The organism is Aeromicrobium sp. A1-2 (assembly GCF_003443875.1).
In the GTDB taxonomy this organism is placed as follows: domain Bacteria; phylum Actinomycetota; class Actinomycetes; order Propionibacteriales; family Nocardioidaceae; genus Aeromicrobium.
This window is the reverse complement of record NZ_CP027482.1, coordinates 1,700,646-1,725,392: the sequence shown is the minus strand read 5'-3', so window position 1 is coordinate 1,725,392 and position 24,747 is coordinate 1,700,646. Positions and strand designations below refer to the sequence as shown.

The window sequence follows — 24,747 nt, the reverse complement described above, 5'->3', positions numbered from 1 at the left end:
TGTGCATGGCGACCCGAACGTCTTCCCCGCCGCGCAAGCGGCCGTCCGGCAGCCAGGCCCGCAAGAAGCCAGCCGCGAAACGCAAGCCACAGGCCCGTAAACCTGCAGCTCGCAAGCCCGTGGCCCGGCGTAGCGGACCTGGTCCGATTGCTGCTGTCTTCAACGCGCTGCTGCGCGCGTCGACAGCCATGTGGCTCGGCATCGCCGGGCTGGTGGGCGCGATTGTGCGCAGCATCGGTCACAGCGCGAAGGATCTCGAACCGGACCAGCGCCGTGACGGCGTCGGCTTCGGCGTGCTCGGTCTGGGCATCATCGTGGCCGCCTCGGTCTGGTGGAACCTGCCCGGTGCCGTCGGCAACGTGATCCGTGAGATCTGCGCCGGCAGTGTGGGCCTCCTGGCCTGGGCCGTGCCGATCCTGCTGGTCGTCGTCGCCTGGCGGACGCTTCGTCACCCCGATCGCAACGGCCCCGCGGGTCGTCAGGCCATCGGCTGGGCCGCGATCAGCGGTGGCATCCTCGGTCTCGTGCACGTGGCGCACGGCGTGCCGCGGCCCGGCGACACCGATCCCGACGCGATGCGGGAGGCGGGCGGAGCGATCGGCTTCCTGTTCTCCGCGATCCTGGTGGACCTGCTCAAGAGCCCCTACGTCGTCGTGCCGCTGCTCGTGCTCGTGGTCGTGTTCGGGCTGTTGGTCGTCACGAATACTCCCGTCTACGCTGTGCCGACGCGGCTGCGCGAGCTGCGCGACCGCGCTCTCGGACGTACACAGGAAGAAGCTCCCGTCGAGGAGCCCAAGAAGCGCAAGCACCCCCGCACCTCCGTCGCCACCGACGAGGAACCGTTCGACAACCCCCTGGTCGACGGGCCCGACGAGGACCACCAGGTCCCTGCGCGGGTCTTCGACGTCGTGGAGGACGAGGCGGAGGCCGACGGCAGCAGTGCGGCCGGACGGCCGCCGATGGAGCCGATCCCGGCGCGCGCCGAGCAGCTCGCCCTGTCCGGCGACGTCGTCTACTCCCTGCCCGACAGCACGATGCTGCGCGAGGGCTCGCCGCACAAGGCGCGCTCGAAGGCATCTGACGCCGTCGTCGAGCGCCTGACCGAGGTCCTCGAGCAGTTCCAGATCGATGCCACCGTGACGGGCTACACCAGAGGCCCGACCGTGACCCGCTACGAGGTCGAGCTCGGGCCCCCCGTCAAGGTCGAGAAGGTCACGGCGCTGTCCAAGAACATCTCGTACGCCGTGGCGTCCAACGAGGTCCGCATCTTGTCGCCGATCCCGGGCAAGTCCGCGATCGGTGTCGAGATCCCCAACATCGACAAGGAGATGGTGTCGCTGGGTGACGTCCTCCGGTCAGCCAAGGCGCGCAGCGACCACCACCCCATGGTGATCGGCCTGGGCAAGGACGTCGAGGGCGGCTATGTCGTCGCCAACCTCGCGAAGATGCCGCACCTCCTCGTCGCCGGTGCGACGGGCTCGGGCAAGTCATCGTTCGTCAACTCCATGATCGCCTCGCTGCTGATGCGCTCGACGCCCGAAGAGGTCCGGATGATCCTGGTCGACCCCAAGCGGGTCGAGCTCACGGCGTACGAAGGTGTCCCGCACCTGATCACCCCGATCATCACGAACCCCAAGAAGGCCGCCGAGGCGCTGCAGTGGGTCGTGCGCGAGATGGACATGCGCTACGACGACCTGGCCAACTTCGGCTACCGGCACATCGACGACTTCAACAAGGCAGTCAACGCGGGCAAGGTGCATCTGCCGGCCGGGAGCGAGCGCGTGCTGGCTCCCTACCCCTACCTGCTGGTCGTGGTGGATGAGCTCGCCGACCTGATGATGGTTGCTCCCCGCGATGTGGAGGACTCGATCGTTCGCATCACCCAGTTGGCACGAGCAGCAGGTATCCACCTCGTGCTCGCGACGCAGCGACCCTCGGTCGACGTCGTGACGGGCCTGATCAAGGCCAACGTTCCCAGCCGGCTGGCCTTCGCGACCTCCTCGGTCACCGACAGCCGGGTCATCCTCGACCAGCCCGGTGCCGAAAAGCTCGTGGGACAGGGTGATGGGCTGTTCCTGCCGATGGGCGCGAACAAGTCGATGCGCATGCAGGGTGCCTGGATCACCGAGGCCGAGATCCACACGATCGTGGAGCACTGCAAGACGCAGCTCAAGCCGATCTATCGCGAGGACGTCACGGTCGCGGCCGCCGCCAAGCGCGAGATCGACAATGACATCGGCGACGACATGGACCTGGTGCTGCAGGCCATCGAGCTGTGCGTGGCGACGCAGTTCGGCTCGACCTCGATGCTGCAGCGCAAGCTGCGGGTCGGGTTCGCCAAGGCCGGTCGCCTGATGGACATCCTCGAGAGCCGCGGCATCGTTGGCCCGAGCGAGGGGTCCAAGGCGCGCGACGTGCTGGTCAAGGCCGACGACCTTGAACAAGTCCTTGCCAGCATCCAGAGCGGCTAGACGATGCCCGATTCCTTCGAGATCCGGCGCCGCACCGGGCTCTACCTTCTGCTCGCCGTGATCTGTTTTGCGCTGGCCGCGGGCTTCGGCTGGTTCGCGTATGACCGTGAGGAGCCCCTGTTGTACGGCTCGCTCGCGGTCCTGCTGCTGATCGGCCTCAATCTGCTGCGCGGACTGCGCGACGCCCGCACGCCGCTGTTCGTGGCAGACGACCACGGCGTACGTATGCTGGCCCGTGAGGGCTGGGTCGGACTGCTGTGGAGCGAGATGGGCGAGATTCGCGTCGAGCGCCGCATCGGGGTCCGGTTCGACCCGCGGGTCAAGGTCGTCAGCAACGACGGCACCAAGTTCTACACGGCCCCGTTGGGGCTTGCGACGAACGTCTCACCTGGCGAGGCCGAGGTCCAGTTGGCGCGGCGACGGTCCGCTGCCGCATACTGAGACGTTCGACCAGCGCCACCGAGAGGGACACATGGCAGCGGCAGAAGCGCCGAGCAACCTGAACATCGCGAACGCCCTGACGGTGCTCCGCATCGCCGGAGTACCGCTCTTCGGGTGGCTTCTGCTGACCCAGGACGGTCAGTCCGTGGGCTATCGGCTCGCTGCGTGGGTCGCGTTCGGGTTGCTGATGATCACCGACAAGATCGACGGGGATCTCGCGCGCAAGCACAACCTCGTCACGAACTTCGGCAAGCTTGCCGACCCGATCGCCGACAAGGCGCTGACCGGAATGGCGTTCGTCGGCATCGCGATCATCCACCCGATCTTCTGGCCCGTCGCGATCATCATCCTGGTGCGCGAGTGGGGCATCACGCTGATGCGATTCGTGGTCAAGAAGCACGGTGTCATGCCGGCCAGCCAGGGCGGCAAGGTCAAGACGACTCTGCAGGCCGTCGCGATCGCCGGCTACCTGTTGCCGTTCGACCTGTGGAACAACGCGCCGGCCGACTGGAAGGACACCCCCAGCGACATCATGATCTGGGTGACCAACGTCCTGATGGCGGCGGCGCTGGCCGTCACGCTCAGCACTGCTGTGCAGTACGTCCGCGACGCCATCACGTTGCGACGCGAGTCCAAGGCCGCGGCTCAGCCGTGACCTCGGCGGCCGACGCCGTCGATGCGCTGCGGTCCGCGCGCGCGACGGTGGCCACCGCCGAGTCCCTGACCGGGGGCCTGGTCTGCGCAACCCTGGTCGGGGTCGCCGGTGCGTCCGACGTCGTGCTCGGCGGCATCGTGGCCTACGCCCCGACAGCCAAGACCGACCTGCTCGGAGTCGCCGAAGGACTCATCGCTGAGCGTGGCACGGTCGATGCCGACGTGGCCGCCGCGATGGCCTCGGGAGCCCGGGACCGCTTCGGTGCGACGTACGGACTGGCGACGACCGGCGTCGCTGGTCCGGACCCCAGCGAGGGCAAGCCGGTGGGGACGGTGCACGTCGCCGTGGCCGGTCCCGGCGGCGTCGAGACGCGCCGGCTGGAGCTGTCAGGGGACCGGGACACGATCCGCTCGGAGACGGTCGCCGCGCTGTTGTCATGGCTGGTCGCTAGGCTGGGGGAAGAATCTCGGTCCGATCGAGGTTGACACTCATATGGCAGGCCAGGACGGAGGCACCCGATGACCGCGATGCGACAGCTCGTCGGCGAGGTGCTCCGCGCGCGCCGCATCTCCGAGGGGCTCACTCTGCGAGACGTGTCGGGCAAGGCCCGCGTCAGCCTCGGCTACATCTCCGAGGTCGAGCGGGGACAGAAGGAGGCCAGCTCCGAGTTGCTCGCCGCTCTCGCCTCGGCCCTTGAGGTGCCGCTGTCCAAGGTGTTGCTGGACGTCAGCTCGCTGCTCGAGATCGAAGAGGCCGCCGAGGCCCAGATCGCCAGCATTTCGTCGATCGCGCCCGGTGGCGTGTCGGCGTCGGCCGCCTGACGTTGAGGCACAGCGAGTTCTGGGTCCGCATGGACCGTCAGTTCGGCCGCGGCTACGCGCGGGTGTGGGCCGATGGCCACGTGATGCGTGAGCTCGGTGGGCGCACGGCGTCCGAGGCGCTCGACGCGGGTGAGCAGCCCAAGACGGTCTGGCGTGCGGTGCACGCCAATCTCGGCCTGCCTGCCTCCGAACGCTGATCCGGACCCAGACCACCCACATCGACGGTGGCTGAGCCACCTGCTCCGACTCGGATAGCCGGCCAGGGCACCACTTCGGTGGGGAACGAACGCGACTCGCCGCACCACTCGGCGTGTCGCTTCGCATCGAACAGATGTTCGGGTAATCTCGTGCACAGGTTGGACGTTCGAAGGACGACATCCACAGACGGGTCGACGAGGCTCATATATGTCTGAGGGTCCTTCTACCGTCGTCGATGACCCGCCGCCCACGAACAGAAACGGAAGCCCACCATGGCCCAGCCCAACAGCTCCCTCGCCACTGCGAAGGACAAGGACAAGTCCCTCGAGAACGCGATGGCCCAGATCGACCGCGCCCACGGCAAGGGCGCCGTCATGCGACTGGGTGACCAGGCCCGTGCCCCGATCGAGGTCATCCCCACCGGAGCGACCGCGCTGGACGTGGCCCTCGGCATTGGCGGGCTGCCCCGCGGCAGGGTCGTGGAGATCTACGGCCCGGAGTCCTCCGGCAAGACGACGGTCGCCCTGCACGCGGTGGCCAACGCGCAGAAGGCCGGCGGGGTCGCTGCCTTCATCGACGCCGAGCACGCGCTCGACCCGGACTACGCCCGCAAGCTCGGTGTCGACACCGATGCGCTGCTGATCTCCCAGCCCCACAGCGGTGAGCAGGCGCTCGAGATCGCCGACATGCTGATCCGCTCGGGTGCCCTCGACATCATCGTGATCGACTCCGTGGCTGCCCTCGTGCCCCGCGCGGAGATCGACGGCGAGATGGGCGACAGCCACGTGGGTCTGCAGGCGCGGCTCATGAGCCAGGCGCTGCGCAAGATGACCGGTGCGATCAACGGCTCGGGCACGACCGCGATCTTCATCAACCAGCTGCGCGAGAAGATCGGCGTCATGTTCGGCTCGCCCGAGACGACGACCGGAGGCAAGGCGCTCAAGTTCTACGCCTCGGTTCGCCTCGACGTCCGTCGCATCGAGACACTCAAGGACGGCACCGACATGGTCGGCAACCGCACCCGCGTCAAGGTCGTCAAGAACAAGCTGGCCCCGCCGTTCAAGCAGGCCGAGTTCGACATCATGTACGGCCTGGGCATCAGCCGCGAAGGCAGCCTGATCGACGTGGGTGTCGACGCAGGCCTGGTCCGCAAGGCCGGCGCCTGGTACACGTACGACGGCGATCAGCTGGGCCAGGGCAAGGAAAAGTCCCGCCAGTTCCTCAAGGACAACCCGGATCTTGCCAACGAGCTCGAAAAGCGCATCTTCGAGCACATGGGCATCGGCGCACAGGCCGATAAGCCCGCGCTCGAGGTCGTCGAGGTGCCTCCGAGCGACATCGAGTTCTGAGCGGTCGCTCGACATGAAGAGGACGCCGGTCGAGGAGATGACTCCCGCCGAGCTCGCGAGCTTCGCCAAGGAGATCGTGGTGCGCAAGCTCAGCGAGCGGGCGCACAGCCGCAGCGACCTCGCTCAGGCACTGGCCAGGAAGCTGGTGCCTGAGGGGGTCGTCGAGGCGACTCTCGACAAGTTCGAGACCGCCGGGCTGATCGATGATGAGGAGTTCGCGCGGTCGTGGGTGCAGTCCCGGCAACGGGGCAAGGGGTTGTCCTCCCGTGCCCTGGCGATGGAGCTGCGCCGCAAGGGTGTCGACGACGAGATCTCCAAGGAGGTCATCGCCGAGCTCGACCCCGATGCGGAGGTCGAGGCCGCCCACCGGCTGGTCAGGTCCCGGCTGAGGTCGCTCTCACGGTTCGACGAAGCGACCAAGCTCCGCCGGCTGACCGGCATGCTGGCCCGCAAGGGCTACTCCTCGCAGATGTGCTTCGAGGTGGTCCGGCAGGAGCTGGGCGCCGACAAACAGGCACTCGACAGCATGTGAGCGATATCGTGCTTGGCGATGCACGAGATCACCTTTCGCCGGCTGACCGACGACGACATGTCTGCCCTCGTCGGGTGGATGGCGGTCGAGCACGCTCAGCCGTGGTTCGGTGATGAGCCGCGCACCGTCGAGCTCGCACGTGAGCACTACGCCGGTGAGCTCGACGGGACGAGCGCGACCCGGATGTGGATCGTCCAGCTCGACGGACGACCGATTGGCTATGCGCAGGACTATCCCGTCATCGCGTACGACGACTATGCGGTGCGCGTGCAGGACCCCGGCGCCGTTGCCTTCGACTACCTGATCGGCGATCCGGAGCTGATCGACCGTGGCATCGGCACGCGGATGATTGCTGCGTTCTGCCGCGACGTGCTGTGCCCGGACCACCCCGCTGCGCCCCGGTTCGTCGCGAGCCCGGACGTCCGCAACAAGCGCTCGATCCGGGTGCTGGAGAAGTGCGGCTTCACTCCGGGGCTGTGGATCCAGCCCGAGGCGGTGCAGTACCCCGAGATCGTCTGCACGGCGCCACGGGAGCTGTTCGAGTGAGTCAGAGGGTCTTGCGCAGCTTCTCGACGATCTCGACCTCGGCGTCGTAGTAGGCCAGACCCCACTCGGCGACCCGGGCCGGATAGGCGACCGCAGGGTTGTCGCCCAGCAGCTCGCGGACCGCCTCGAGCTCGGTCCTCCGCTCCGCGAGGGCATCGATGTAGCCCTCCAGCATCGACTCGACCTCGCCCGGTCCCATCAGCGCGCCCATCAGCAGTCGCAGCGCGATGGGGTGCTTGAGGATCGGGAAGTCGTGCTCCGAGGTGTGCAACCACGTCTCCAGCGACTCGCGCCCCTCGGTCGTGATCCGAAACCGGCGGGTGGTCCGCTTGCCGGCGGTGTCGTCGAGGGCTTCGACGAATCCGTGGCGACTCAACCGGTCCAGCTCGGTGTAGATCTGGCTCATGGCGGGGGACACCCAGTAGAACCGCAGCGTGCGATCGGCGCGCTGCTTGAGCTCGTAGCCGGTCATCCCCTCCTCGGACGTCTGTCCGTCGAACACCAGGAGGCCCAGCAGGGCGAAGGAAGTCGTTGACAGGGAGCTGGTCACCGTCCTAGCGTACTGTTCCAATTAGGAATATACCGAGAGACGGAGCCACACGTGTCCGAGACAGTTCTGTTGGCAGGCACCCGCAAAGGTTTGTTCATCGGCCGCTCCGACGCCGACCGGTCGTCGTGGAGCTGGGACAAGCCGCTGTTCCCCATGGAGGAGATCTACTCCGCCGCGATCGACACCCGCAGCGGTGAGACTCGCCTGATGGTCGGAGCGACCAGTCCGCACTGGGGCCCGCAGATCTTCCGCTCGGATGACCTGGGTCGCTCGTGGGACGAGACGGCCGGCGGTGCGGTGCGATTCCCCGAGGACACCGGGGCGGCCCTCGAACGCGTGTGGCAGCTCCGTCCGGCGCCGGAGGACCAGGAGGGGGTCGTCTACGCCGGCACTGAGCCCTCGGCGTTGTTCCGCTCGACCGACCGCGGCGAGACCTTCGACCTCGTGCGGAGCCTCTGGGACCACCCGCACCGGCCCAACTGGCAGCCCGGCGGCGGAGGTCAGGCGGTCCACACCGTCGTGCCGCACCCGACCGACTCCGACACCGTGACGATCGCGATGTCGACCGGTGGTGTCTATCGCACCGAGGACGCCGGAGACACCTGGACGCCGTACAACCGGGGGATCGGCGCGGAATTCATCCCGGGGGAGTCGCCCGAGTACGGTCAGTGCGTCCACAAGGTCGCGGTCGATGCGGGCGATCCCGATCGGCTCTATGCGCAGAACCATGGCGGGGTCTTCCGCTCCGACGACGCCGGTCGTTCGTGGCACTCGATCGCCGACGGTCTGCCGGCCGACTTCGGTTTCCCGATCGTCGCGCACCCGCATCGTGCCGGAGCGATCTTCGTCTTCCCGCTGGTTGCCGGCATTGAGCGCTTCCCGCCCGACGGCAGGCCAGCGGTATGGCGGTCCGACGACGCGGGGGAGACCTGGCAGGAGACAGGTGCCGGCCTGCCCGAGGAGTCCCACACCGTGGTCCTGCGCGACGCCTTCGTCTCCGACAGTGCCGACCCGGTCGGGCTCTACCTCGGCACCCGGCACGGTGCGATCTGGGCCAGCAACGACGAGGGTGGGTCGTGGGCGGAGATCCGCAGCAACCTGCCCGACGTGCTGTGCGTACGCGCCGCCGTGATCTGAGACTCGTTTCCTGCGATCCAACAGTTACTTGCCGGTAACCTTCGGGTATGTCATCGACTCTCGCCCTGTACAAGAAGGTCACCGCGCTGCCCCAGGGCAAGCGGCTCTTCTCGATCGCGTTCAGCCAGAAGGCACCGTACTTTGCATCGATCCACCTGCAGGTGCAGGAGATGCAGCCGCACCTGGGTCAGGTCAAGATCCCGAAGCGCCGCTCGGTCCAGAACCACATCGGCACGATCCACGCGATTGCCGCGTGCAACGGGCTCGAGGCGGCGATGGGCCTGCTCGCCGAGGCGACCTGCCCCGATGACATGCGTTGGCTGCCCAAGGGGATGGACGTCAGCTATCTGGCCAAGTCGGCCGGACCGCTGACCTGCACCGCCACGAGCACTGAAGCTGACTGGGCCGCCGGCCCCGACGTGCCGATCACTGTCCAGGCCGTGCTGCCCGATGGCACTGTCACGGTCGCCGGCACGATCCACCTTTGGGTCACCCCGAAGCGCTAGCGGATGCCGGCGCCGCCGGCCCCGGATGCGCCCGCATCGGGCTGTGACTGCACGATGCCGCCGACGGCGTCGGCCGTGAAGGTCTTCTCGCCGACGTAGCGCTTCTGCACCCAGGTGGCGAGCCACGTCAGCAGCAGGTTGAGCGTGATGTAGATCAGGGCAATGACGAACGCGGTCTGGATCGTGTTGCGGAACGTGCCGAAGATCTGCTTGCCGGTGTACGTCAGACCGGGAGCGAGCACGGCGTAGCCGAGACTCGTGTCCTTGAGCGCGACGATGGCCTGGCTGATGAGGGAGGGAAGCATGATCTTGACCGCCTGCGGGATCAGCACGATGCGCATCACGAGTGACTTGCGCATGCCGATCGCGTACGCGGCCTCTGCCTGCCCCTTCGGGACGGCGTTGATCCCGGCGCGGAAGATCTCGGCGAAGACCGCTCCGTTGTAGAGGATCAGTCCCATGACCAAGGCCAGGAACGCACTCGCCCCCGGCTCCGGTCCGATGTAGAACCAGGTCGCGATGATGACCAGCAGCAAAGGCGTGGCGCGGAAGAACTCCACCACGAGCCACGCAGGCCAGCGGAGCACACGGTGTTCGGACAGCTTGCCCACGCCGAGGATCATCCCGAGGAGCAGCGCCCCGATGATCGCGAAGACTGCTGCCTGCAGCGTCTTGCCGGTGCCCTCGATGATGATGTTGATGATCTTGGGGGTCACGAAGGGCTCCCAGAGCGCGTAGGCGAACTGACCCTTGCGCTCGAGCTGGAAGACGATCAGACCTAGCACGCCCAGCAGGCCGAGCGAGGAGATGACCGTGTAGAGACGGTGCCGCCTCTTGGTCTTGGGTCCGGGTGCGTCGAAGAGCACGGATGCGGCCATCAGGCAATCCTCCAATGGCGTTCGAGCAGCGCCGCTGCGCCGGAGATGAGCTCGACGATGATGATGTAGCCCAGCGCGATCCCGATCACGATCGGCCACAGGTCGGCCGTGTTGTCGTTGAGCAGGGCCTTCATCGCCGCGGTGCCCTCGGCGATGCCGAAGATCGAGCACAGCGACGTGTTCTTGGTCAGTGCGATCAGCACGCTGGCGAGCGGCGGTACGACAGCGCGGAACGACTGCGGAAGAACGACGTTGCGCATCGTCTGGGTGAAGCCCAGGCCGATGGAGCGGGCGGCCTCGGCCTGGCCCAGCGGGATCGAGTTGACGCCCGATCGGAGCGCCTCGCACACGAACGTCGACGTGTACATCGTCAGCGCCAGGATGTTCATCCAGAAGAATCCCAGCCGGATGTCGAGCTTGGGGAAGCCGAAGACCACCAGCAGCAGGAGAACCAGCAGAGGCGTGTTGCGGAAGATCGTGACGTACAACGCTGCGGCCCGGTCGAGGACCTTGACAGGTCCGACCCGCATGGCCGCCAGCATCGTTCCGAAGATCAGCGAGAGGAAGCCGGCGACCACGAACAGCTGAAACGTCTTGCCAAACGCGTCGAGCAGCTTGTCGAAGTTGTCGATCAGGACCTGCACGGCGTCACCGTCCTCTCTGTGCTGGGTGGGAAGTCGAGCCGGGCCGGGACCGCCGTGAGGCGGTCCCGGCTCGGGCAGGGATCAGGCGCAGGCGTCCATCGTCGGCGGTGTGGGCGTCTCCGCACCGGACTTGCCGAGGGTGCCCTCGAAGGCCTTGGCCCAGTCGCCGTTGTCCATGGCTTCCTGGATCGTGTCGGTCAGGAACTGGCACAGCTCAGGCTTGTCCTGGCTGTAGCCCATGCCGATGCGCTCCTCGGAGAACGGCTCTCCGACGACTTCGAGCTCGTCGGGGTTGAGGGCGGCGTAGCCGAGCAGGATCGAGCCGTCCGTGGTCATCGAGTCGACGCCACCGTCGAGCACCTGGTCGCGGCACTGCGAGTACGTCTCGAAGCCGCGCGCCTTGGCGCCCTTCTCCTCGACCTGCTTGAGCGAGGTCGAACCGGTGACCGAGCAGACTTCCTTGCCCTTGATGTCATCGACGCCCTTGATGTCGCTGCCCTTCTTGACCAGCAACTGCTGGCCGGTCAGGAAGTACGGTCCGGCCTGTCCGACGACCTTGCGACGGTCATCGGTGATCGAGTAGGACGCGAAGACGAAGTCGACCGTGCCCTTCTGCAGGAACGGCTCGCGGTTGTCCGAGATGGTCTCGACCCACTCGACCTTGTCGGCCGAGATGCCCAGCTTGGCCGCAACGATCTTGGCCATCTCGACGTCGAAGCCGGCGGGCTGGTCGTCGCCGGCGCTCTTGAATCCGAGGCCGGGCTGGTCGAACTTGACGCCGATGCGGACCTTGCCCGACTCGGCGATCGCCTTCATCGCGGTGCCGTCCTCGAACTGGCTCGCGGCGTTGTCGTCGACCTTGGTGTCGACCGGGTTCTCGTCATCGCCGGCGCTTCCGCAGGCTCCCAGGATCAGGGCAGCGGTAGCTGCGAGGACGGCAAATTGTACGCGTTTCATATCGTTCCCTCTCTAGTGCTTCAGGATCTTGCCGAGGAAGTCCTTGGCTCGATCCGACGTGGGGTTGGTGAAGAACTCTTCGGGGGTGTTTTCCTCGATGATCTGGCCGTCGGCCATGAACAGCACCCGGTCGGCAGCCGTGCGGGCGAACCCCATCTCGTGCGTCACGACGATCATCGTCATGCCGCCCTTGGCGAGGTCGACCATGGTGTCGAGGACTTCTTTGATCATCTCCGGATCGAGCGCCGAGGTGGGCTCGTCGAAGAGCATGACCTTGGGCTCCATCGCGAGCGCGCGGGCGATGGCGACCCGCTGCTGCTGCCCGCCGGAGAGCTGAGCCGGATATTTGTCGGCCTGGCTGTCGATGCCGACACGTTCGAGCAGCTCGTGCCCCCGCGTCTCGGCATCGGCCTTCTTGACGCCGCGGACCTTCATCGGGCCGAGGGTCACGTTCTCGAGGACCGACTTGTGCGCGAACAGGTTGAACGACTGGAAGACCATGCCGACGTCGGCTCGGAGCTGGGCCAGACCCTTGCCCTCCTCGGGAAGCGTCTTTCCATCGATCTGGATCGTTCCCTCGTCGATCGTCTCGAGCCGGTTGATCGCCCGGCACAGAGTCGACTTGCCGGACCCGGATGGACCGATCACGACGACGACTTCGCCCGGGGCGACGGTGAGCTCGATGTCCTGGAGTACGTGCAGCTGCCCGAACCACTTCTGGACGCCGTGCATCGAAACCATCGGTGTCTGGTCTGCCATGCGCTTCAACCTAGCCCGAATTTCGTGGTTCATGGGACTGGTTGCATGACGAATTGGAGTAGTTGGGCAGGCGCATCCTGACGGCTGATGCTCTCGATCGAGCGTCTGGCCCGCGATTGCAGACGTAACGTGGGTCACACCGGCTCGTTGGTCCACCCGACCGATGAGGGAGTCATCCATGCGCCGTTCCGTCCTTTCCACTCTGTTGTGCACCACTGCGTTCGTTGCCGCGTCGGTGATGAGTGCCGTCCCGGCCTCTGCCGCGACCGCATCTCCGTACGCCCCGGTCGACCGCCCAGGTCCACGACTGACCGTCAAGGCCGCGACCCTCAAGGCCGCGCTCCAGTGCAGCGGCAACTTCAAGACGTCCACGCTCCAGCCGATCCTGCTCAACCCGGCGACAGGCGTGACGGTCCGCGAGAACTACTCGTGGAACTACGAGCGGGCATTCACGGCGCAGCAACGCCCGTGGTGTGCGATCGACATGCCGGCGCACACGCTGGGCGACATCCAGGTCTCGGGGGAGTACCTCGTCTACGCGATCCGCACGATGCGGGCGATGTCGACGAGGGACATTGCGATCATGGGTCACAGCCAGGGCGGTATGTCGATGCGATGGGCGCTGCGCTTCTGGCCAGACACCCGCGCCATGGTCGACGACGTGATCGGCATGGCGGGCTCCAACCACGGCACGGCCGGCTTGCCGACCTGTATCGAGGGAGTCACGACCTGCCTGCCGGCGGTCTGGCAGCAGCAGGCCACGGCGAAGTTCATCGCCGCATTGAACAGTCGTGCCGAGACCTTCAAGGGCATCTCCTACACACAGATCTACACCCGCACCGACGAGGTCGTGACTCCGAGCGACACCAACGCGACGGCATCCTCGGCGCTGCACACGGGCCAGGGGGCAATCACCAACGTCGCGACGCAGGACGTCTGCCCACTCGACGTCTACGAGCACCTGACTGTCGGCACGATCGACCCGACGGCGTACGCGCTGGCGATGGATGCGCTCGACCACAAGGGGCCCGCCAAGGTCTCGCGGATCAATCGATCGGTGTGCCTGCAGCTGTACCACCCGGGCGTCGACCCGCTGAACCTGCAGAACGTGCTGCAGGTCCTGTCCGGGGCGCCGGGCCTGGCCAGCGTGCCGCTGCCATTCGTCAACCTGGTCGGTGTCGAGCAGGCGTCAGCCGAGCCGAAGCTGCGCTGCTACACCAGCGCCAAGGGCTGCTGAGCCCGGCTGTCGCGGCTGTTGAGGGTGACGTCACCACCTCGTCACGCCTTCGGACCGTGGGGATCAGGCTCAGGACGGTAGCGTCGGGAGTCCACGTCCCCCAGGTCCAGGACCAGTCACATGAGAAGATCCACGATCATCGGCCTCGCCGCCGCCGCGATGCTCACCTTGGCCGCGTGCGGCTCGGGCGAGACGACGTCGTCCTCGGCAACTACCTCCACATCGACCGCTCCGACCGCTGCCGCGTCGTCGGACGCACCGCAGGGCGAGGCCGAAGCCGTGAGCGTGCCCAAGCAGCTGCAGTTCACGTCGAAGACGACCGCCGGCGCGACGTTCGAGGGTGCGAGCCTCGCCGGCAAGCCGGCCGTCGTGTGGTTCTGGGCGCCGTGGTGCCACATCTGCAAGGGCGAGGCCCCCCGCGTACGTGACGCTGCGAAGTCCTCGGGCGTCAGCTTCCTGGGCGTTGCCGCATTGGACGACGTGGAGCCCATGAAGGGGTTCGTCGAGGAGTTCGACCTGGACTTCCCGAACCTCGCCGACACCAAGGCCGCCGTGTGGGCGCGGTTCGGGGTCACGTCGCAGCCGTCGTACGCGTTCATCTCCGCCGATGGTGACGTCGATGTCGTCGCGGGTGCGCTCTCAGCGTCCGAGCTCGACTCGAGAATCGCCAAGATCGCCGGCTGACCATGGACTGGTCGATCGTCTCGCTGGCCTTCGCCGCAGGACTAGTCGCGGCCCTGAACCCGTGCGGATTCGCGATGCTGCCGGGCTATCTTGCGCTGGTGGTCGTCGGCGGGCACGAACGCTCCCGTTCGGCCGCGCTGTTGCGTGCCCTCACCGCGACGGCCGTCATGGCGGTCGGCTTCCTGCTGGTGTTCGGCGTGTTCGCCCTGGTCGTCGCGCCGATCAGCCTCTCGGTGCAGAAGTACCTTCCGTACGCCACCGTCGTGATCGGCGTCGTCCTGGCGATCATGGGGCTCGCGATGGTCGCGGGCCGGGAGATCCGCTTCCTGATCCCGAAGGTCTCCTCGTCGCCGTCCGAGGCGCTGGGGTCGATGTTCGGCTACGGCATCGCCTACGCCGTCGCCTCGTTGTCGTGCACGATCGGGCCGTTCCTTGCTGTGACGTTCTCGACGTTCCGGAGCGACTCGATCGCGGGTGGTGTGCTGGCGTACGTCGCCTACGCGGCGGGCATGACGGTGCTCGTCGGGGTGCTGGCGGTATCTGCGGCGCTGGCCAGCACCGAGGCTGTCGGCCGGTTCCGTTCGTTGATGCCGGTCATCGGCCGCATCGGCGGCGTCGTCGTGGTGCTGATGGGCGTCTACGTCGCCTACTACGGGGTCATCGAGCTGCGGGAGAACTTCGCTGGGGCGACCGGCTCGGACCCGATCGTCGACGGGTTCGCGACGATCCAGGCCAAGGTGACGCGGTTCGTCGACGAGCTGGACACCTGGATCTGGCTGACCGGGGGGGCGCTTATGCTCGTGGTGGTCGCGAGGGGCCTGCTGCGCCGGCGGACGGCGGCCCGATCGGAGGCACCGACGCCATGAACGCCATCACCGACCTGTCTCAGCTTCTCGCTGAGATGACTCCTGAGCTCCGGGCCGGCCGGTACGTGTTCGTCAGCGTCGACGCCGAGGTTGCAGCCACGATCGACGGACCTGTCATGTCTTTCGTCGAGGACGAGGGAGTCACACTGATCCTCCAGGCGGAACGGGCCGACGCGCTCGGCCTGACGTACGAGTTCGTCGCTGCGTGGATCACGCTGACGGTGCACAGCGCGCTCGACGCGGTCGGGCTGACCGCTGCCGTCAGCCGTGCGTTGACCGAAGTCGACATCAGCTGCAACGTGGTGGCCGCGGCCTTCCACGATCACTTGTTCGTGCCCGAGGATGACGCCGACCGGGCCGTCGTCGCCCTGGAGAGCCTCTCCTCCACGAGTCGTGCGGCAGTGCAGGGCGACTCGTAGCCGGAGGCTGCACGCGGGGAGGTTTGTCGGCTCGGCCGAACGGGTATCCAGTGTCCATGACGTCGGGAGACCGCTCCCGGTGACAACCAACTGGAGGATTCCCGTGGCCCGCAACACCGTCTCCCGCTCGCTCCACGATCTCGGCCTGTCGGCCTGGTTCGGTGGCACTCTCGCCAATGCCGTCGCTCTCAACCCCGCCGCCGCCCAGGCGTCCAGCCCCGAGGACGTCGGCGCGGTGGCGAATGCCGGGTGGGACCGCTGGACCCCGATGAACGCCGCAGCGATCGGCGCGCACCTCGTCGGCAGCCTGGGCCAGATTCAGGGCAACAAGTCTCGTCTCGCAGGTCAGAAGGGCGTCACGTCGATGGCAGTGGCCAAGACTGCCCTGACCGCTGCAGCGCTGGGCGTGACGGCGTACAGCCGGGTGCTCGGGCAGAAGGTCTCCGCGCACGACAAGGTGGCCGTGAAGTCCGGCACCGAGCCGACGTTCGGCACACCGCCTGAGGTGGCCGACGCCCAGCGCCAGCTGCAGATGCTCCAGTGGGCTCTCCCGGCGGTCACCGGAGCACTCGTCGTGGTCAGTGCGTTCGCGGGTGAGCAGCAGCGCGCTTCGGAGGTCAACCGGGGCTTTGCCAAGCGGCTGCTGGGCTAGGCCTGGTTTGCTTCACAAATTGTGCGATCCTGCCCGTTTCAGCAGCTCAGGACGGTGCAGGATCGCGCACTTTGCGTGCCGAGCGACGGCGGGAACCTACCGGCCGTTGGCAGCCCACCAGCTTTGGACGTGAGCGGTGTAGCGGGTGTAGGTGTTGTCGGGGTTCGCCGTGTTGTACGCCTCGACGCGACGCTTCTTCTCATCGACACCCAGTGATGTCCCCTTGGTGGCCCGGGCCTGACGCTGGCCCTTGACCTCTTCGGCGCCGTCGACCAGATCGGCGATGAACGCGTCCACCGTGGCCTTGCTGGCTGCGGACAGGTAGAGGTCGTACGTCTTGCCGTTCAGCTGGTAGCGCTGGCTACGGGTCTCCGGGTCGAGCAGCGCGCCGTCGAAGTCGTCGAAGATCTCTGCCTTCTCGATGATCTGGACCCTTCGTGCCATGACGTTTCCTCACGTTAGCCGTTGCTACTGGTGGACTCAGTCGCACCATTTTGTGCAGCCAAGGCTATCGTCCGGCGGATACGCCGGTGGGCTAATAGTCCTTTGGGAACTCCGCGAGTCGTGATCGCCCCCGTACGTACCCCATCCAGAAAGGCCCGACATGGCCACGCTGCCCAGCAAGTCGACGTACCGAGCCAGGACCGACATCGATCTCACGGGTTCTCGGGCTCTGGTGATCACGACCAGTCACGGGACTCTCGACGCGATCGACCCGGCCACCGGCGAGGTGGTCAAGCGTGGTCGCGGCACCGGCGTCTACGCCTCGGAGATGACGGAGCCGTACTACGTCTTCCTCGATGCGGGCATGGATGTCGACGTCGCCAGCGTCAAGGGTGGGGCGATCCCCATCGAGGCGCTCTCGCTGCGACCGGTCGTGCGCACGGCGGACGACGAGCGCTTCCTCAAGGACCCGTCGTTCCAGACCAAGGCCCAAGAGTCCCTGGCGATCGCGGATCTGGACTTCCACGACTACGACGTGATCTTCCTGGCCGGGGGGTGGGGTGCGTCCTACGACCTGGCCCAGTCGGACATCCTCAGCGAGAAGCTGTCCCAGGCCTACGCGGCCGAAAAGGTTCTCGGCGGGGTCTGCCACGGCCCTCTCGGGTTCATCGGTGCCGTCAAGCCGGACGGGAGGCCGCTGGTCGAAGGCGTCAAGATGACGTCGGTCACCAACCGCCAGGTCAGCCAGCTGCGGATCAAACGCACTCCCAAGCATCCCGAGACGGAGCTGCGCAAGGCCGGGGCCGACTACCGCAACAACAGCTCCCGTCTCGTCGAGCTGTTCAACGACCACGTCGTGGTCGACGAGGAGCATCGCATCGTGACTGCCCAGAACCAGAAGGGTGGGACTGAGGCAGCCGATCGTGCGCTGACGCTGTTGATCAGCATCCGAGAGGCGGGCCGGACCCCACGGCAGGTCTGAGGGCAGTTCCGTACGCGAATCTTCACGGGTGAACCTCGACGTACCATTGACGGGTCATGACCAAGACCTATGAAGTGCGCACCTACGGCTGCCAGATGAACGTCCACGACTCCGAACGGCTGGGCGGTCTGCTCGAGACCGATGGCTACGTCCCGGCCGCGGACGGCACCACGCCTGACCTGGTCGTGTTCAACACGTGTGCCGTCCGGGAGAACGCCGACAACAAGCTCTACGGCAACCTCGGGCACATCGCGAGCGTCAAGGCCAAGAACCCCGGCATGCAGATCGCCGTGGGCGGCTGCCTGGCACAGAAGGACCGCGACACCATCACCAAGAAAGCGCCGTACGTCGACGTTGTCTTCGGCACTCACAACATCGGCTCGCTGCCGGTGTTGTTGGAGCGGGCCCGCATCGCGGAGGAGTCGCAGGTCGAGATCCTCGAGTCGCTCGAGGTCTTCCCGTCCACCCTGCCGACCAAGCGCGACTCGGTGTTCGCGGCGTGGGTCTCGATCAGCGTGGGTTGTAACAACACCTGCACGTTCTGCATCGTCCCGGCGCTGCGCGGCAAGGAGAAGGACCGACGGGCGGGCGACATCCTCGCCGAGATCCAGGCGCTCGTCGACGACGGTGTCGTCGAGGTGACGCTGCTGGGGCAGAACGTCAACGCGTACGGGGTCGAGTTCGGTGACAAGCAGGCCTTCGCCAAGCTGCTGCGTGCCTGCGGCGAGATCGACGGACTGGAACGCGTACGTTTCACGAGCCCGCACCCCAAGGACTTCACCGACGACGTCATCGTCGCGATGGCCGAGACGCCCAACGTCATGCCGCAGCTGCACATGCCGCTGCAGTCAGGCTCGGACCGCGTCCTCAAGGCGATGCGCCGGTCATACCGGCAGAGCAAGTTCCTTGGCATCATCGACCGCGTCCGCGAGGCCATGCCCGACGCCGCGATCACGACCGACATCATTGTGGGCTTCCCCGGCGAGACCGAGGAGGACTTCCTCGACACGATCGACGTGGTTCGCAGGGCGCGTTTCACCGGCGCCTACACCTTCCAGTACTCCAAACGACCCGGAACGCCCGCTGCCGACCTGCCCGACCAGGTGCCCAAGGAAGTTGTGCAGGAGCGCTACGACCGGCTGATCGAGGTGGTCAACGAGGTTGCGTGGACCGAGGCGAAGAAGCAGGAGGGCCGGGTCATCGAGCTGCTGGTCGCCGATCACGAAGGCAAGAAGGACGGAGCGACGCACCGCCTGACCGGCCGGGCCCGCGACAACCGCCTCGTGCACTTCGCGCCGGGGGACCACGAGGTCCGCCCGGGCGACATGGTCGAGGTCCGCATCACGTACGCCGCACCCCACCACCTGGTCAGCGACGACGATCCGATCAGCGTCCGTCGTACGACATCGGGCGACGCCTGGGCCGCGCGCGAGGGCCGCACCGAGGTCCGTTCGGTAGGCCTCGGGATGCCATCGCTGGGCGCCCCGGCACCGCTTCCGCCCGCCCCGACGTGCGCAGTCTGAACACGCCTTCCGACCGGCCTGGACTGGTCGTGGGGACGGGCCGGAGCCGAGTGGCAAGATGGCCACATGGCCATCCAGATCGCTCAGGACCCGCACGCCGACGAGGTGTTGAACGCTGATCCGTTCGCCCTGCTGATCGGCATGATGCTCGACCAGCAGTTTCCGATGGAACGGGCCTTCGCCGGGCCTGCGAAGGTGCTCGACCGGTTCGGCACGCTCGATCCGGCCGCGATCGCCGATACCGAGCCGGAGGCGTTCGCCGACCTGTGCGCGACGCCACCGGCGGTCCACCGCTATGGCCGATCGATGGCCGGCCGCATGCAGGCTCTGGCCCGGGTCGTCGTCGATGACTACGACGGCGACGCGTCACGTATCTGGTCCGAGGCCCGGACCGGCAAGGAGTTGATGACGCGGCTGCGGGCACTGCCCGGATTCGGCGAGCAGAAGGCCAAGATCTTCACGGCCCTGGTGGCCAAGCAGCTCGGGGTGAAGCCGGCCGGCTGGACGACGGTCGTAGGCGACTACGGGCGCAAGGGCTATCGGTCGGTGGCCGACGTGGTGGACGCCGAGTCGCTGGCCAAGGTGCGAGCATTCAAGCAGGAAAAAAAGGCTGCCGCGCGTCAGACGTCAGAAGAATCGTCCGGATAGGGACTGACCAGCACGCTCGGCACGTCGCACGACGACTCCGCCAGCCACGCGTCCTCCATGCGTACGTTGACCGGGACGCCGTCGGGATCGAGTGGCATGTCGAACGACGCCGCTCCGTTCTCGACCAGTTCGAGGACGAAACGGTTGCGAGCCTCGACGATCGCCCGCCAGTCGGCCAGCCACTGCTCGGTCGGGCGGTCCTCGCGGATGGCTTGCGCACGTCCGCGTTCGATCGCGGACACCATGCGGCTGACCGCGCGGTTCTGCTGCTGGATCGCTCGCGCCTGCTGGGGGAGCGATCCGATCAGTCGCGTCGACTCGACCGACTCGGTCATGGTCCGGCACTCGCGCTCGATGACCCGGATGAGGTCCTCGTCGTCGATGATCCCCGGCGCTCCGGAGGTGCCCAGAACGATCGCGGTGACCAGCAGTGAGGAGCCGCCGGCCAGCCCCGCGAGGCCGGCGAGGATCGCGACCCACTTCCAGCGGCGCGAGATCGGTGGCGGCGGGTACTCCCACGCATTGCGTGGCGGTGGGTAGTCGGGCAGCCCCCGAGACTCGAACACCGCTCCATCGTGTCACGCCCCGGTAGCCTCTGACCCGTGATCCTTGCCGCAGCCGTGTGCCCCCACCCGCCGATGATCATTCCCGAGGTTGCGGCAGGCGCGTCAGGTGAGCTGACCGAGGTGCGACAGGCCTGCGATGAGGCCGTAGCAGCCCTGATCGATACGCGACCCGACCGTGTCGTCGTGCTGGGCGCGGGTGGCTCGGGTGCCGATCGCGACGAGACGGCCGGTGGCACCTTCGCGGCGTACGGCGTGGACCTTCACGTCGGTGGACCCGGAACCGACCTCCCGTTGAGTCTCGCGGTTGGGGCGTGGCTGCTGGATCGCGCAGGGTGGGAGGGGCCACGGACGTACTCGACGGGTACGCCTGCCGTGAGCGATCGGGTCGCGCTGCTCGTGATGGCCGACGGCAGCGCAAAGCGGTCGACATCGGCGCCGGGCTTCCTCGACAACCGGGCCGAGACACATGACGCGGTGATCGCGACGGCGCTGGGCACGGGCGACTCCTCGGCTCTGCTCGCGCTCGATCTCGACCTGGGCGCCGAGCTGTGGGCCGCGGGTGTGCCGGCACTAAGGACGTTGGGGGAGATGACCGAGGGCGCCAACATCATCGCGCGTCTGCGCGTCGACGTGGCGCCCTTCGGCGTCGGCTACTGGGTGGCCGACTGGGTGCTTCGCTAGCTACTTGTCATCATCGGCGAGCTTGTCGATGCCGTCCTTGGCCTTGTCGGCCGCTCCGTCGATCTTGTCGTCGAACTTGCCCTTGGTGGCCTTGTTGATCGCATCGGCGGCCTTGTCGATGCCGCTGTCGATCTTGTCGTTCTGGCTCGCGGCGAGGTCGGCAGCCTTGTCCTTGAGCTCGGGTGCCTTCTTCTTGAGCTTGTCGAGGAAACCCATGTCTCGCTCCTAGATAGCAGGTGTGGAGGCAGCCGCCCCCCATTCGCTCAACACACTACTGCGAGAATTTCGGCGTGTCTGTGACCGATCGCATCGTGACCGTGGTCGGTCCCACCGCGTCGGGGAAGTCCTCGCTCGCGGTCGCACTGGCTCAACGCATCGGTGCCGAGATCGTGAACGCCGACTCGATGCAGCTTTATCGCGGCATGGACATCGGCACCGCCAAGCCGTCCGAAGCTGAACGCGGGGGCATCCGCCATCACCTGTTCGACGTGCTCGGGGTGACCGAGACGGCAAGCGTCGCGGAGTTCCAGACCTGGGCACGAGCGGCGATCGCGGACTGCCTGGCCCGCGGTGTCACGCCGATCGTTGTCGGCGGATCGGCGCTGTACGTCCGGGCGATCCTGGATCGGCTCGAGTTCCCGGGCACGGATCCGGTGGTCCGTGCCCGGTGGGCCGCCGAGCTGGCTGCTCGCGGGCCCGCGGCCCTGCACACCGAATTGGCCGACCGCGACCCCGCCGCGGCGGCGCAGATCCTGCCGACCAACGATCGGCGCATCGTTCGCGCCCTGGAGGTCATCGAGCTCACGGGCAGACCGTTCACCGCGACGATGCCGGCCCACGAGTCGGTCTTCGACAGCCTGGTGATGCTCGGGCTGGACGTGCCACGGGACGTGCTCGACGGACGTCTTGCCGCGCGCGTCGACCAGATGTGGGCCGACGGATTCGTGCAGGAGGTGGGTGCACTGCGAGAGGACGGCCTCGAGGACGGACTGACGGCGAGCCGGGCGCTGGGGTACCAGCAGATCCTGGCCTTTCTGCGCGACGAGACGACCGAGGACGAGGCCCGGACCGCGACAGTCGTGGGCACGCGCAAGTTCGCCCGCCGGCAGGACCGGCTGTTTCGCAAGGACCCACGCATCCACTGGTTGCCGTACGACTCCGCAGACCTGGTGGGATCGGCCCTCGAGCTCATCTCTGCTCCGTGAGCTCGTCTACCGGTGAGCAAGGACGCCACCGGTAGACTCGTGGGTATGGCATTTGCATGGCTCAAGGGACACGGCACCGAGAACGATTTCGTGCTGCTCCCGGACCATGACGGCACGATCCACGGCGATCTGGACGATAGCTTCGTGGCGGCTGTGTGCCACCGACGCCGGGGCATCGGCGCCGACGGCATCATGCGTGTCATCCGCTCGGCCGCGCTCGGCCGGCAGTCCGACGGCGAGTGGTTCATGGACTACCGCAACGCGGATGGATCGGTCAGCGAGATGTGCGGCAACGGCATCCGGGTCTTCGCACTGCACCTCGTGCAGGAGGGGCTTGCCGACGCGTCCGGCCCTATCGTGATCGGCACCCGCGACGGTGACAAGACGATCACGATTCCACGTGCGCAAGGAGCGGCGCTGGGTGACGCGATCTCGGTCGACATGGGCACCCCCGAGGTACGGGGCGTGTCCAAGGTCGGCGCCGACGGTCGCACCTGGGAAGCCCAGGACGTACGCACCGGCAACCCGCACGCCATCGCCTTCGTCGAACGCCTCAGCGATGCCGGCACGCTGTTGACCCAGCCGGACTTCGACCACACCGTCTATCCGGACGGCGTCAACATCGAGTTCGTCGTCCGCGAAGCCGCCGAGCACGTCTCGATGCGGGTCCACGAGCGTGGATCCGGGGAGACCCGTTCCTGCGGCACTGGCGCGTGCGCCGTTGCGGTTGCCGCGGCCGTCGCCGACGGGGCGATCCGCCCCACCACCTATCGAGTCGACGTACCCGGCGGCACGGTCCACGTGACCTGGCGCGCCGACGACCACCTCATCCTGACTGGCCCCGCCGAGATCGTCGCACGTGGCGACATGGAATGGATCGCATGACAGACGCTTCGACCGGCTCGACAGACGCGGGAACAGACCCGATGAACGAGGATGCTTCGACCGGCTCGACGGACGCGGGCACGGACCCGACGGACACCGGCCACGGCAACACCGAGGGCCTCGAACTGGAAGAGCGCAACTCGCTCAGACGCGTCGCGAGTCTTCGGACCGAGCTCGAGGACATCACCGAGGTCGAGTACCGCAAGCTACGGCTCGAGCGGGTCGTCCTGGTCGGTGTGTGGACCGAGGGCACCGCCGAGGATGCCGACAACTCGATGGCCGAGCTCAAGCTGCTCGCCGAGACCGCAGGCTCCGAGGTCCTCGATGCGCTGATCCAGCGGCGTCAGAAGCCCGATCCCGCGACCTACATCGGGAGCGGCAAGGTCGAGGACCTCCGCGCCGCGGTCGAGGCGACCGGCGCCGACACGATCATCTGTGACGGAGCGCTTGCACCCAGCCAGCTGCGCAACCTCGAAGACCGCTGCAAGGTCAAGGTCGTCGACCGCACCGCGCTGATCCTGGACATCTTTGCCCAGCACGCCAAGTCCAAGGAGGGCAAGGCGCAGGTCGAGCTCGCCCAGCTGCAATACCAGACGCAACGCCTACGCGGCTGGGGCGGCAACCTGTCCCGCCAGGCCGGTGGACAGGCCGCCGGCGGCGAGGGGATCGGTGGTCGTGGACCCGGCGAGACCAAGCTCGAGACGGATCGCCGTCGCATCCAGATGAAGATGACCAAGCTTCGTCGCGAGCTCAAGGACCTCGGCAAAGCTCGGGGGACCAAGAAGGCCAACCGGCGGCGCCACGACATCCCGTCGGTGTCGATCGCGGGCTACACCAACGCCGGCAAGTCCAGCCTGCTCAACCGGCTGACCGACGCAGGTGTCCTGGTCGAGGACGCGCTGTTCGCGACCCTCGACCCGACCACGCGCCGCACCCAGACCTCGGACGGCCGGGTCTACACGATGTCCGACACCGTGGGGCTGGTCCGCAACCTTCCGCACCAGCTCGTCGAGGCGTTCCGCTCCACGCTGGAGGAGATCGCCGAGTCCGACCTGATCCTGCACGTCGTCGACGGGTCTCATCCCGACCCCGAGGGCCAGATCGCAGCCGTCCGTGCCGTGCTGGCCGACGTCGACGCGCTCGACGTGCCCGAGATCATCGTCATCAACAAGGCCGATGCCGCCGATCCGCTGGTGCTGAAGTCCCTGCTGGCCCGCGAGCCGCATGCCGTCGTGGTCAGCGCCCGCACCGGCGAGGGCATCGACGAGCTGCTCAGCGCGATCGAGGCCGACCTGCCGCAGCCCGCGAGCCTGGTCGACGTCGTGCTGCCGTACGCCCGCGGAGACCTGCTCAACCAGATCCACACGCAGGGCGAGATCGAGTCGCTCGACCACGAGTCCGACGGCACCCACGTGGTTGCGCGGGTCCACGGTCAGCTCGCCAGCGAGCTCGAGCCCTACGCCGTCTGACGTGGTCCGTCGCTCGGCGCCGGGTGGGTTGTGGACGCACGT

General features: G+C 67.2%; 31 protein-coding genes. 23 read left to right on the top strand and 8 right to left on the bottom strand.

The window, feature by feature from the left end:
• Positions 1 to 5: 5 nt before the first annotated feature.
• The 9 genes from C6I20_RS08380 (at position 6) to C6I20_RS08340 (ending at position 7,013) form a co-directional block, all read left to right on the top strand.
• Positions 6 to 2,471, top strand: a complete 2,466-nt coding sequence (locus C6I20_RS08380; RefSeq protein WP_174232949.1) for a DNA translocase FtsK — start codon at positions 6 to 8, stop codon at positions 2,469 to 2,471.
• A 3-nt stretch (positions 2,472 to 2,474) separates the two neighbouring features.
• Positions 2,475 to 2,912, top strand: coding sequence for a hypothetical protein (locus C6I20_RS08375; RefSeq protein WP_118395545.1), 438 nt, complete (start codon positions 2,475 to 2,477; stop codon positions 2,910 to 2,912).
• Between the two features lie 31 nt (positions 2,913 to 2,943).
• Entirely contained in the window at positions 2,944 to 3,567 is a 624-nt protein-coding gene (pgsA, locus tag C6I20_RS08370) for a CDP-diacylglycerol--glycerol-3-phosphate 3-phosphatidyltransferase (RefSeq protein WP_118395544.1), read from the top strand.
• Complete coding sequence (locus tag C6I20_RS08365) at positions 3,564 to 4,052, top strand: CinA family protein (protein WP_118395543.1); 489 nt, start codon at positions 3,564 to 3,566, stop codon at positions 4,050 to 4,052. The genes pgsA and C6I20_RS08365 overlap by 4 nt, the downstream gene beginning before the upstream one ends.
• Positions 4,053 to 4,085: 33 nt before the next feature.
• A complete protein-coding gene (locus C6I20_RS08360) occupies positions 4,086 to 4,388 on the top strand; it encodes a helix-turn-helix domain-containing protein (RefSeq protein WP_118395542.1) in 303 nt (100 codons plus the stop codon).
• Positions 4,389 to 4,390: 2 nt separating this feature from the next.
• Positions 4,391 to 4,585 (top strand): DUF3046 domain-containing protein, encoded by a 195-nt coding sequence (locus tag C6I20_RS08355; protein WP_118395541.1) that lies wholly within the window; start codon positions 4,391 to 4,393, stop codon positions 4,583 to 4,585.
• Positions 4,586 to 4,858: 273 nt separating this feature from the next.
• On the top strand, positions 4,859 to 5,935 hold the full coding sequence (recA, locus tag C6I20_RS08350; RefSeq protein WP_118395540.1) for a recombinase RecA: 1,077 nt from the start codon (positions 4,859 to 4,861) through the stop codon (positions 5,933 to 5,935).
• 13 nt (positions 5,936 to 5,948) lie between these two features.
• Complete coding sequence (locus C6I20_RS08345; protein WP_254052299.1) at positions 5,949 to 6,467, top strand: regulatory protein RecX; 519 nt, start codon at positions 5,949 to 5,951, stop codon at positions 6,465 to 6,467.
• An 18-nt stretch (positions 6,468 to 6,485) separates the two neighbouring features.
• Positions 6,486 to 7,013: a GNAT family N-acetyltransferase gene (locus C6I20_RS08340; RefSeq protein ID WP_118395539.1), complete on the top strand. Its 528-nt coding sequence runs from the start codon at positions 6,486 to 6,488 to the stop codon at positions 7,011 to 7,013.
• Between the two features lies 1 nt (position 7,014).
• Here the strand turns inward: C6I20_RS08340 and C6I20_RS08335 are convergent, their stop codons facing one another.
• A complete protein-coding gene (locus C6I20_RS08335; RefSeq protein WP_118395538.1) occupies positions 7,015 to 7,563 on the bottom strand; it encodes a PadR family transcriptional regulator in 549 nt (182 codons plus the stop codon).
• Between the two features lie 51 nt (positions 7,564 to 7,614).
• Between C6I20_RS08335 and C6I20_RS08330 the strand changes: the two genes are divergently transcribed.
• Both C6I20_RS08330 and C6I20_RS08325 read left to right on the top strand, forming a co-directional pair.
• Positions 7,615 to 8,700, top strand: coding sequence for an exo-alpha-sialidase (locus C6I20_RS08330; protein WP_118395537.1), 1,086 nt, complete (start codon positions 7,615 to 7,617; stop codon positions 8,698 to 8,700).
• Positions 8,701 to 8,747: 47 nt separating this feature from the next.
• Positions 8,748 to 9,206, top strand: coding sequence for a hotdog fold domain-containing protein (locus C6I20_RS08325; protein ID WP_118395536.1), 459 nt, complete (start codon positions 8,748 to 8,750; stop codon positions 9,204 to 9,206).
• Here C6I20_RS08325 and C6I20_RS08320 read toward each other — a convergent pair.
• The 4 genes from C6I20_RS08320 to C6I20_RS08305 all read right to left on the bottom strand — a co-directional run bounded on the left by C6I20_RS08320 (position 9,203) and on the right by C6I20_RS08305 (position 12,426).
• A complete protein-coding gene (locus C6I20_RS08320; protein WP_118395535.1) occupies positions 9,203 to 10,084 on the bottom strand; it encodes an amino acid ABC transporter permease in 882 nt (293 codons plus the stop codon). The two genes, C6I20_RS08325 and C6I20_RS08320, sit on opposite strands and share 4 nt — an antisense overlap.
• Positions 10,084 to 10,728 carry an amino acid ABC transporter permease gene (locus C6I20_RS08315; protein WP_118395534.1) on the bottom strand — a complete coding sequence of 215 codons (645 nt, stop codon included), beginning with the start codon at positions 10,726 to 10,728 and terminating at the stop codon, positions 10,084 to 10,086. Before C6I20_RS08315 ends, C6I20_RS08320 begins: the two co-directional genes overlap by 1 nt.
• Before the next feature lie 81 nt (positions 10,729 to 10,809).
• Entirely contained in the window at positions 10,810 to 11,685 is an 876-nt protein-coding gene (locus C6I20_RS08310; protein WP_118395533.1) for a glutamate ABC transporter substrate-binding protein, read from the bottom strand.
• A 12-nt stretch (positions 11,686 to 11,697) separates the two neighbouring features.
• Positions 11,698 to 12,426 carry an amino acid ABC transporter ATP-binding protein gene (locus C6I20_RS08305; protein WP_162891408.1) on the bottom strand — a complete coding sequence of 243 codons (729 nt, stop codon included), beginning with the start codon at positions 12,424 to 12,426 and terminating at the stop codon, positions 11,698 to 11,700.
• Between the two features lie 196 nt (positions 12,427 to 12,622).
• Here C6I20_RS08305 and C6I20_RS08300 point away from each other — a divergent pair, with 196 nt between their 5' ends.
• From C6I20_RS08300 to C6I20_RS08280, 5 genes are all read left to right on the top strand, one after another.
• Positions 12,623 to 13,681 carry a lipase gene (locus tag C6I20_RS08300; RefSeq protein ID WP_118395531.1) on the top strand — a complete coding sequence of 353 codons (1,059 nt, stop codon included), beginning with the start codon at positions 12,623 to 12,625 and terminating at the stop codon, positions 13,679 to 13,681.
• A gap of 120 nt (positions 13,682 to 13,801) precedes the next feature.
• Entirely contained in the window at positions 13,802 to 14,365 is a 564-nt protein-coding gene (locus tag C6I20_RS08295) for a redoxin domain-containing protein (RefSeq protein ID WP_118395530.1), read from the top strand.
• A 2-nt stretch (positions 14,366 to 14,367) separates the two neighbouring features.
• Positions 14,368 to 15,231, top strand: a complete 864-nt coding sequence (locus C6I20_RS08290) for a cytochrome c biogenesis CcdA family protein (RefSeq protein ID WP_118395529.1) — start codon at positions 14,368 to 14,370, stop codon at positions 15,229 to 15,231.
• Positions 15,228 to 15,650, top strand: a complete 423-nt coding sequence (locus C6I20_RS08285; protein WP_118395528.1) for an ACT domain-containing protein — start codon at positions 15,228 to 15,230, stop codon at positions 15,648 to 15,650. Before C6I20_RS08290 ends, C6I20_RS08285 begins: the two co-directional genes overlap by 4 nt.
• A gap of 103 nt (positions 15,651 to 15,753) precedes the next feature.
• Positions 15,754 to 16,302 (top strand): hypothetical protein, encoded by a 549-nt coding sequence (locus C6I20_RS08280; RefSeq protein ID WP_118395527.1) that lies wholly within the window; start codon positions 15,754 to 15,756, stop codon positions 16,300 to 16,302.
• Between the two features lie 96 nt (positions 16,303 to 16,398).
• On the opposite strand, the gene C6I20_RS08275 is transcribed toward C6I20_RS08280, so the two are convergent.
• The gene (locus C6I20_RS08275) at positions 16,399 to 16,746 is read right to left on the bottom strand and encodes an Lsr2 family protein (RefSeq protein WP_118395526.1); all 348 of its coding nucleotides are present in this window, start codon (positions 16,744 to 16,746) and stop codon (positions 16,399 to 16,401) included.
• A 160-nt stretch (positions 16,747 to 16,906) separates the two neighbouring features.
• On the opposite strand from C6I20_RS08275, the gene C6I20_RS08270 reads away from it, so the two are divergent.
• From C6I20_RS08270 to C6I20_RS08260, 3 genes are all read left to right on the top strand, one after another.
• Positions 16,907 to 17,728 carry a type 1 glutamine amidotransferase domain-containing protein gene (locus C6I20_RS08270; RefSeq protein WP_118395525.1) on the top strand — a complete coding sequence of 274 codons (822 nt, stop codon included), beginning with the start codon at positions 16,907 to 16,909 and terminating at the stop codon, positions 17,726 to 17,728.
• Positions 17,729 to 17,784: 56 nt separating this feature from the next.
• On the top strand, positions 17,785 to 19,251 hold the full coding sequence (gene miaB, locus C6I20_RS08265) for a tRNA (N6-isopentenyl adenosine(37)-C2)-methylthiotransferase MiaB (protein ID WP_118395524.1): 1,467 nt from the start codon (positions 17,785 to 17,787) through the stop codon (positions 19,249 to 19,251).
• A 66-nt stretch (positions 19,252 to 19,317) separates the two neighbouring features.
• The gene (locus C6I20_RS08260; protein ID WP_118395523.1) at positions 19,318 to 19,899 is read left to right on the top strand and encodes an HhH-GPD-type base excision DNA repair protein; all 582 of its coding nucleotides are present in this window, start codon (positions 19,318 to 19,320) and stop codon (positions 19,897 to 19,899) included.
• Here the strand turns inward: C6I20_RS08260 and C6I20_RS08255 are convergent.
• Positions 19,872 to 20,465, bottom strand: a complete 594-nt coding sequence (locus C6I20_RS08255; protein ID WP_118395522.1) for a hypothetical protein — start codon at positions 20,463 to 20,465, stop codon at positions 19,872 to 19,874. The two genes, C6I20_RS08260 and C6I20_RS08255, sit on opposite strands and share 28 nt — an antisense overlap.
• A gap of 36 nt (positions 20,466 to 20,501) precedes the next feature.
• On the opposite strand from C6I20_RS08255, the gene C6I20_RS08250 reads away from it, so the two are divergent.
• Entirely contained in the window at positions 20,502 to 21,146 is a 645-nt protein-coding gene (locus C6I20_RS08250; RefSeq protein WP_118395521.1) for a hypothetical protein, read from the top strand.
• Here the strand turns inward: C6I20_RS08250 and C6I20_RS08245 are convergent, their stop codons facing one another.
• Positions 21,147 to 21,362 carry an antitoxin gene (locus C6I20_RS08245; protein WP_118395520.1) on the bottom strand — a complete coding sequence of 72 codons (216 nt, stop codon included), beginning with the start codon at positions 21,360 to 21,362 and terminating at the stop codon, positions 21,147 to 21,149. It abuts the gene before it with no gap.
• Between the two features lie 74 nt (positions 21,363 to 21,436).
• On the opposite strand from C6I20_RS08245, the gene miaA reads away from it, so the two are divergent.
• The 3 genes from miaA to hflX are packed head-to-tail and all read left to right on the top strand — an operon-like array spanning position 21,437 to position 24,705.
• A complete protein-coding gene (gene miaA / locus C6I20_RS08240) occupies positions 21,437 to 22,351 on the top strand; it encodes a tRNA (adenosine(37)-N6)-dimethylallyltransferase MiaA (protein ID WP_118395519.1) in 915 nt (304 codons plus the stop codon).
• Positions 22,352 to 22,396: 45 nt separating this feature from the next.
• Entirely contained in the window at positions 22,397 to 23,236 is an 840-nt protein-coding gene (dapF, locus tag C6I20_RS08235; protein ID WP_118395518.1) for a diaminopimelate epimerase, read from the top strand.
• Complete coding sequence (hflX, locus tag C6I20_RS08230) at positions 23,224 to 24,705, top strand: GTPase HflX (protein ID WP_118395517.1); 1,482 nt, start codon at positions 23,224 to 23,226, stop codon at positions 24,703 to 24,705. Before dapF ends, hflX begins: the two co-directional genes overlap by 13 nt.
• Positions 24,706 to 24,747 lie beyond the last annotated feature (42 nt).

Coding starts and splice junctions, on each gene's coding strand:
- C6I20_RS08360 (WP_118395542.1), top strand. CDS start 4,086: ATGACCGCGATGCGACAGCTCGTCGGCGAGGTGCTCCGCGCGCGCCGC.
- C6I20_RS08285 (WP_118395528.1), top strand. CDS start 15,228: ATGAACGCCATCACCGACCTGTCTCAGCTTCTCGCTGAGATGACTCCT.
- C6I20_RS08260 (WP_118395523.1), top strand. CDS start 19,318: ATGGCCATCCAGATCGCTCAGGACCCGCACGCCGACGAGGTGTTGAAC.
- C6I20_RS08325 (WP_118395536.1), top strand. CDS start 8,748: ATGTCATCGACTCTCGCCCTGTACAAGAAGGTCACCGCGCTGCCCCAG.
- C6I20_RS08290 (WP_118395529.1), top strand. CDS start 14,368: ATGGACTGGTCGATCGTCTCGCTGGCCTTCGCCGCAGGACTAGTCGCG.
- C6I20_RS08380 (WP_174232949.1), top strand. CDS start 6: ATGGCGACCCGAACGTCTTCCCCGCCGCGCAAGCGGCCGTCCGGCAGC.
- C6I20_RS08275 (WP_118395526.1), bottom strand. CDS start 16,746: ATGGCACGAAGGGTCCAGATCATCGAGAAGGCAGAGATCTTCGACGAC.
- C6I20_RS08345 (WP_254052299.1), top strand. CDS start 5,949: ATGAAGAGGACGCCGGTCGAGGAGATGACTCCCGCCGAGCTCGCGAGC.
- recA (WP_118395540.1), top strand. CDS start 4,859: ATGGCCCAGCCCAACAGCTCCCTCGCCACTGCGAAGGACAAGGACAAG.
- hflX (WP_118395517.1), top strand. CDS start 23,224: ATGGATCGCATGACAGACGCTTCGACCGGCTCGACAGACGCGGGAACA.
- C6I20_RS08300 (WP_118395531.1), top strand. CDS start 12,623: ATGCGCCGTTCCGTCCTTTCCACTCTGTTGTGCACCACTGCGTTCGTT.
- C6I20_RS08375 (WP_118395545.1), top strand. CDS start 2,475: ATGCCCGATTCCTTCGAGATCCGGCGCCGCACCGGGCTCTACCTTCTG.
- pgsA (WP_118395544.1), top strand. CDS start 2,944: ATGGCAGCGGCAGAAGCGCCGAGCAACCTGAACATCGCGAACGCCCTG.
- miaB (WP_118395524.1), top strand. CDS start 17,785: ATGACCAAGACCTATGAAGTGCGCACCTACGGCTGCCAGATGAACGTC.
- C6I20_RS08310 (WP_118395533.1), bottom strand. CDS start 11,685: ATGAAACGCGTACAATTTGCCGTCCTCGCAGCTACCGCTGCCCTGATC.
- C6I20_RS08245 (WP_118395520.1), bottom strand. CDS start 21,362: ATGGGTTTCCTCGACAAGCTCAAGAAGAAGGCACCCGAGCTCAAGGAC.
- C6I20_RS08340 (WP_118395539.1), top strand. CDS start 6,486: ATGCACGAGATCACCTTTCGCCGGCTGACCGACGACGACATGTCTGCC.
- C6I20_RS08270 (WP_118395525.1), top strand. CDS start 16,907: ATGGCCACGCTGCCCAGCAAGTCGACGTACCGAGCCAGGACCGACATC.
- dapF (WP_118395518.1), top strand. CDS start 22,397: ATGGCATTTGCATGGCTCAAGGGACACGGCACCGAGAACGATTTCGTG.
- C6I20_RS08305 (WP_162891408.1), bottom strand. CDS start 12,426: ATGGTTTCGATGCACGGCGTCCAGAAGTGGTTCGGGCAGCTGCACGTA.
- C6I20_RS08295 (WP_118395530.1), top strand. CDS start 13,802: ATGAGAAGATCCACGATCATCGGCCTCGCCGCCGCCGCGATGCTCACC.
- C6I20_RS08320 (WP_118395535.1), bottom strand. CDS start 10,084: ATGGCCGCATCCGTGCTCTTCGACGCACCCGGACCCAAGACCAAGAGG.